This window comes from Arhodomonas sp. KWT, from assembly GCF_010993615.1.
Map to the genome: position 1 here is coordinate 6,403 of NZ_WNXE01000024.1, position 3,839 is coordinate 10,241.

Here is a 3,839-nt window from a genome sequence, read left to right on the forward strand (position 1 = left end):
TAGCGCTCCTCGCCCGGGGTGTACTGCGCGATCGCCGCCCGGGGCTCGATGGCGTTGGGGATCAACCGGTTGTTGGTGATGTCCACCGACACGGTGTGCGCGGCGCTGTCGAAGGCGGCGTCCACCTCGCCACCCTCGCCGATCTCCCAGACATAGCAGCAGTTGTCGTCGAACTCGTCGTGCACCCGCGGTGCCCCGTCCGTCAGGGCGCGGGCGGCGGAGGCGACGGCCTCCAGCGGCTCGTAGTCCACCTCGATGAGCTCGGAGGCGTCCTTGGCCTGCCAGTAGCTCTCGGCGATGACCACCGCCACGGCGTCGCCCACGTAACGGACCTTGCCCTGCGCGAGCGGCGGGTGCGCCGGCTCCTTCATGGGATTGCCGTCGACATCGGTGATCTGCCAGCCGCAGGGCAGCCCGCCGACACCGTCGGCGGCGAGGTCCTCGCCGGTGAGCACCGCCACCACGCCGTCCGCCTGCGCCGCCGCGGCGGTCCCGATGCCGCGGATGCGCGCGTGGGCATGGGGCGAGCGCAGGAAGTAGGCGTGGGCCTCGCCGGGGAGGTGGATGTCGTCGGTGTAGCGCCCCTGCCCGCGGAGGAAGCGCTCGTCCTCGCGGCGATGAACCGGCTGGCCGATGCTGGAATCGCTCATCGCTCCCCCCTCACATCTGCTCGGCGGCGCGGCGCACCGCGCGCACGATGTTGTGGTAGCCCGTGCAGCGGCAGTAATTGCCCTCGAGCCCGTCGCGGATGGTGGCCTCGTCCGGGTCCGGGTGGCGCTTCACCAGGTCCACCGCGGCCATGACCATCCCCGGCGTGCAGAAGCCGCACTGCAGCCCGTGGCACTCGCGGAATGCGGACTGCATGGGGTGCAGGCCCCCGTCGGCGAGGCCCTCGATGGTAGTGACCTGCGCCCCCTGCGCCTGCCCGGCGAGGACGCTGCACGCCTTCACCGCACGGCCGTCCAGGTGCACCGTGCAGGCGCCGCACTGGCCGGTGTCGCAGCCGACGTGGGTGCCAGTGAGCGAGAGGTGGTTGCGCAGCAGCTCCACCAGGGTGGTCCGCGGGTCCACGTCCCGGGTGACCGCCTGGCCGTTGACGGTGAGCGATACGTTCATGGGCAGCTCTCCTCCTAAGCCTGAGCCATGGCGCCCCCTGCGGGGCGCGGCCGCGGACCTCTCCGGGTCCGTTTTTCTAAAATAGCCTGTGAACGGCGTGACGCCAGGAAACGGTACGGGGACGGGCGCCGCTCGTCGCGGGGGGCCGGCTAACCGGACGAATCCCGGCGCCAGAAACGCCAGCCCCCTTTCTTCTTGCCGGCACTCGCCTCGCCGGTGTCGTCCGCGCTCGCCGGGGGCTCCGCCGCCGGGGCATCGCCACTGCCAGCGGCGGAAGAGCCGGAGGCCTCGGCCGGCGCCGGCTCGCCCACGGGCTCACCGCGCAGGTAGGCCCCGAGGTTGTCGAAGAACTCGTCGGCGAGCTTGCGGGCGGCGCCGTTGACGATGCGCGAGCCCACCTGGGCGAGCTTGCCGCCCACCGTGGCCTCGACATCGTAGGCGAGTCGCGTGCCCTCGGGATTCATCTCCTCCAGCCGGACCGAGGCCCCACCCTTGGCGAAGCCGGCGGCACCGCCCTGGCCCTCGAAGCGCAGGCGGTAGCCCTGCGGGGGATCGGCATCCTCGATGGAGACGTGGCCCCGGAAACGGGCCTTGACCGGACCGATCTTGGTCTGGACCACCGCCTCGTAGCGGTCGGTCTCCAGCATCTCCAGGCCCTGGCAGCCCGGGATGCACACGCGCAGCGCCTCCGGGTCGTTAAGGGCATCCCACACGGTCTGGCGGTCGAACGCGAGCTCGCGCTCCTGGTTCATCTCCATGACGCCTTGCCCTCACGGTGACGGTCTGGCGTTAGAAACCATAGACGGCGCCGGGGGCACGTGCACTGACGCGCTGCAGCAATACGGTCACAGGCGGCCATCGCGGTAGTCGGCAAACGCCTGCATCAGCTCCTCGCGGCTGTTCATCACGAACGGCCCGTGCCGCGCCACCGGCTCACGCAGGGGACGCCCCGCGACCAGCAGCCCGCGGCCCCCGGCATCGCCGCCCGCCGCGATCCGCACCGAGCCCCCCTCGCTCAACACCGCCAGCTCGCCGCGGGCCACGGCCCGGGCGGCATCGCCCTCACCGACGCTCAGCCCCCCCTCGAAGCAGTACACGAAGGCCGCGTGGTCCGCCGGCAGGGTGAGCCGGTGAGCGGCACCGGCATCGAGGGCGATGTCCACGGCCAGGGGGTCGACGTCGATACCGCGCACCGGCCCCTCGACGCCCTCCACGGTGCCGGCGAGCACCCGCAGCCGCACACCGGTGGCGGGGATGATCACGGGGACCTCCGCGGGCGGAATGTCCTGGTAGCGCGGTGCCGTCATCTTGCGCCCGGCCGGGAGATTCACCCAGAGCTGGAAGCCCCACATGAGCCCGTCGCTCTGCTCCGGCATCTCCGAGTGCACGATGCCGCGTCCGGCGGTCATCCACTGGAGTCCGCCGGGCTCGAGCACGCCGCTGTTGCCCTGGTTGTCGCCGTGGCGCATGCGGCCCGCGAGCATGTAGGTCACCGTCTCAAAGCCGCGGTGCGGGTGCTCCGGAAAGCCGGCGATGTAGTCGTCCGCGTTATCGGAGCGGAACTCGTCGAGCATCAGAAAGGGGTCGACGGCATCCAGGTATGGGGTGCCGATGACGCGGGTCAACCGCACGCCCGCGCCGTCGCTGGCGGGCATGCCGCGGGCCAGGCGCGTGACCTGGCGGGTGTCGCTGCGGGGCTGCTCGTTCATGTCGCTCTCCGCTCCAGTGGGTTACAGGGATACGTTAGGAGCGTCTGAGCCGGAAACAAAGATGCTGGAAACGAATACGCTGTTGCCGCATCAGGAACAATCGACACGGCTGCCACGCCCACGGGCGGCCGTTGACGCGGCGGGAACTTTTCTTTTCGGCGCGGAGGTTTCAGACTCCCGGAAAGCGTCGTTGACGTTAACGTAAAGCACAATCCGAGGAGGAGAGGGATGTCACGGATCGCATTCATCGGCCTGGGCAACATGGGTGCCCCCATGGCCACGAACCTCGTCAATGCCGGCCACGAGGTCACGGTCTTCGACCTGGTGCCGGAATCGGTGAGCGCCCTGGTGGAGGCCGGCGCGGCGAAGGCGGAGACCGCCGTGGCCGCCGCCGACGGTGCCGAGATCGTCATCACCATGCTCCCGGCCGGACGCCACGTCCGTCAGGTCTACGAGGGGGACGACGGGCTGATCGCGCGCGTCTCCCGCGACACCCTCCTGGTGGACTGCTCCACCATCGCCGCGGAGGAGGCCCGCGGTGTCGCCGAGAGTGCCGCGGCGGCGGGACTGGCGTTCGTGGACGCCCCGGTCTCCGGCGGCGTGGGCGGCGCCCGTGCCGGGACGCTCACCTTCATCTGCGGCGGCGAGGCCGCCGCGGTGGAACAGGCCCGGCCGGTGCTCGACGTCATGGGCAAGGCGGTCTTCCATGCCGGCCCGAGCGGCTCCGGTCAGGTGGGCAAGATGTGCAACAACATGCTGCTCGGCGTGCTCATGATCGGCACCTCGGAGGCGCTGAACATGGCCAGGGCCCACGGCCTGGACCCGGCCGTGGCCTCGGAGATCATGAAGGCGAGCTCCGGCAACAACTGGGCGCTGCAGGTCTACAACCCCTACCCGGGCGTAATGGAGAACGCCCCGGCCTCCAACGGCTACCAGCCGGGGTTCATGGTGGACCTCATCGCCAAGGACCTGGGGCTCGCCATGAACATGGCGGTCAACAGCGGCACCGCCAAC

5 protein-coding genes are annotated in these 3,839 nt (G+C 70.7%); 1 reads left to right on the plus strand and 4 read right to left on the minus strand.

Translation table 11 applies throughout. The annotated features are described in order from the left end of the window. From G7A99_RS06640 to G7A99_RS06655, 4 genes are all read right to left on the minus strand, one after another. A partial coding sequence (locus tag G7A99_RS06640) for a xanthine dehydrogenase family protein molybdopterin-binding subunit (RefSeq protein WP_163139264.1) occupies positions 1 to 650 on the minus strand: 650 nt, incomplete at its 3' end. Between the two features lie 10 nt (positions 651 to 660). Then, complete coding sequence (locus G7A99_RS06645; RefSeq protein WP_018719601.1) at positions 661 to 1,116, minus strand: (2Fe-2S)-binding protein; 456 nt, start codon at positions 1,114 to 1,116, stop codon at positions 661 to 663. Positions 1,117 to 1,265: 149 nt separating this feature from the next. Further along, complete coding sequence (locus tag G7A99_RS06650; protein WP_018719600.1) at positions 1,266 to 1,874, minus strand: CoxG family protein; 609 nt, start codon at positions 1,872 to 1,874, stop codon at positions 1,266 to 1,268. An 87-nt stretch (positions 1,875 to 1,961) separates the two neighbouring features. Beyond that, a complete protein-coding gene (locus tag G7A99_RS06655) occupies positions 1,962 to 2,825 on the minus strand; it encodes a pirin family protein (protein WP_163139265.1) in 864 nt (287 codons plus the stop codon). 228 nt (positions 2,826 to 3,053) lie between these two features. On the opposite strand from G7A99_RS06655, the gene mmsB reads away from it, so the two are divergent. Further along, positions 3,054 to 3,839: 3-hydroxyisobutyrate dehydrogenase (gene mmsB / locus G7A99_RS06660; RefSeq protein WP_163139266.1), on the plus strand; the 786-nt coding region annotated here is incomplete at its 3' end.

Bases quoted from the DNA above. Each gene is read 5' to 3' on its own strand.
- G7A99_RS06645 (WP_018719601.1), bottom strand. From the start codon at position 1,116: ATGAACGTATCGCTCACCGTCAACGGCCAGGCGGTCACCCGGGACGTG.
- G7A99_RS06650 (WP_018719600.1), bottom strand. From the start codon at position 1,874: ATGGAGATGAACCAGGAGCGCGAGCTCGCGTTCGACCGCCAGACCGTG.
- G7A99_RS06655 (WP_163139265.1), bottom strand. From the start codon at position 2,825: ATGAACGAGCAGCCCCGCAGCGACACCCGCCAGGTCACGCGCCTGGCC.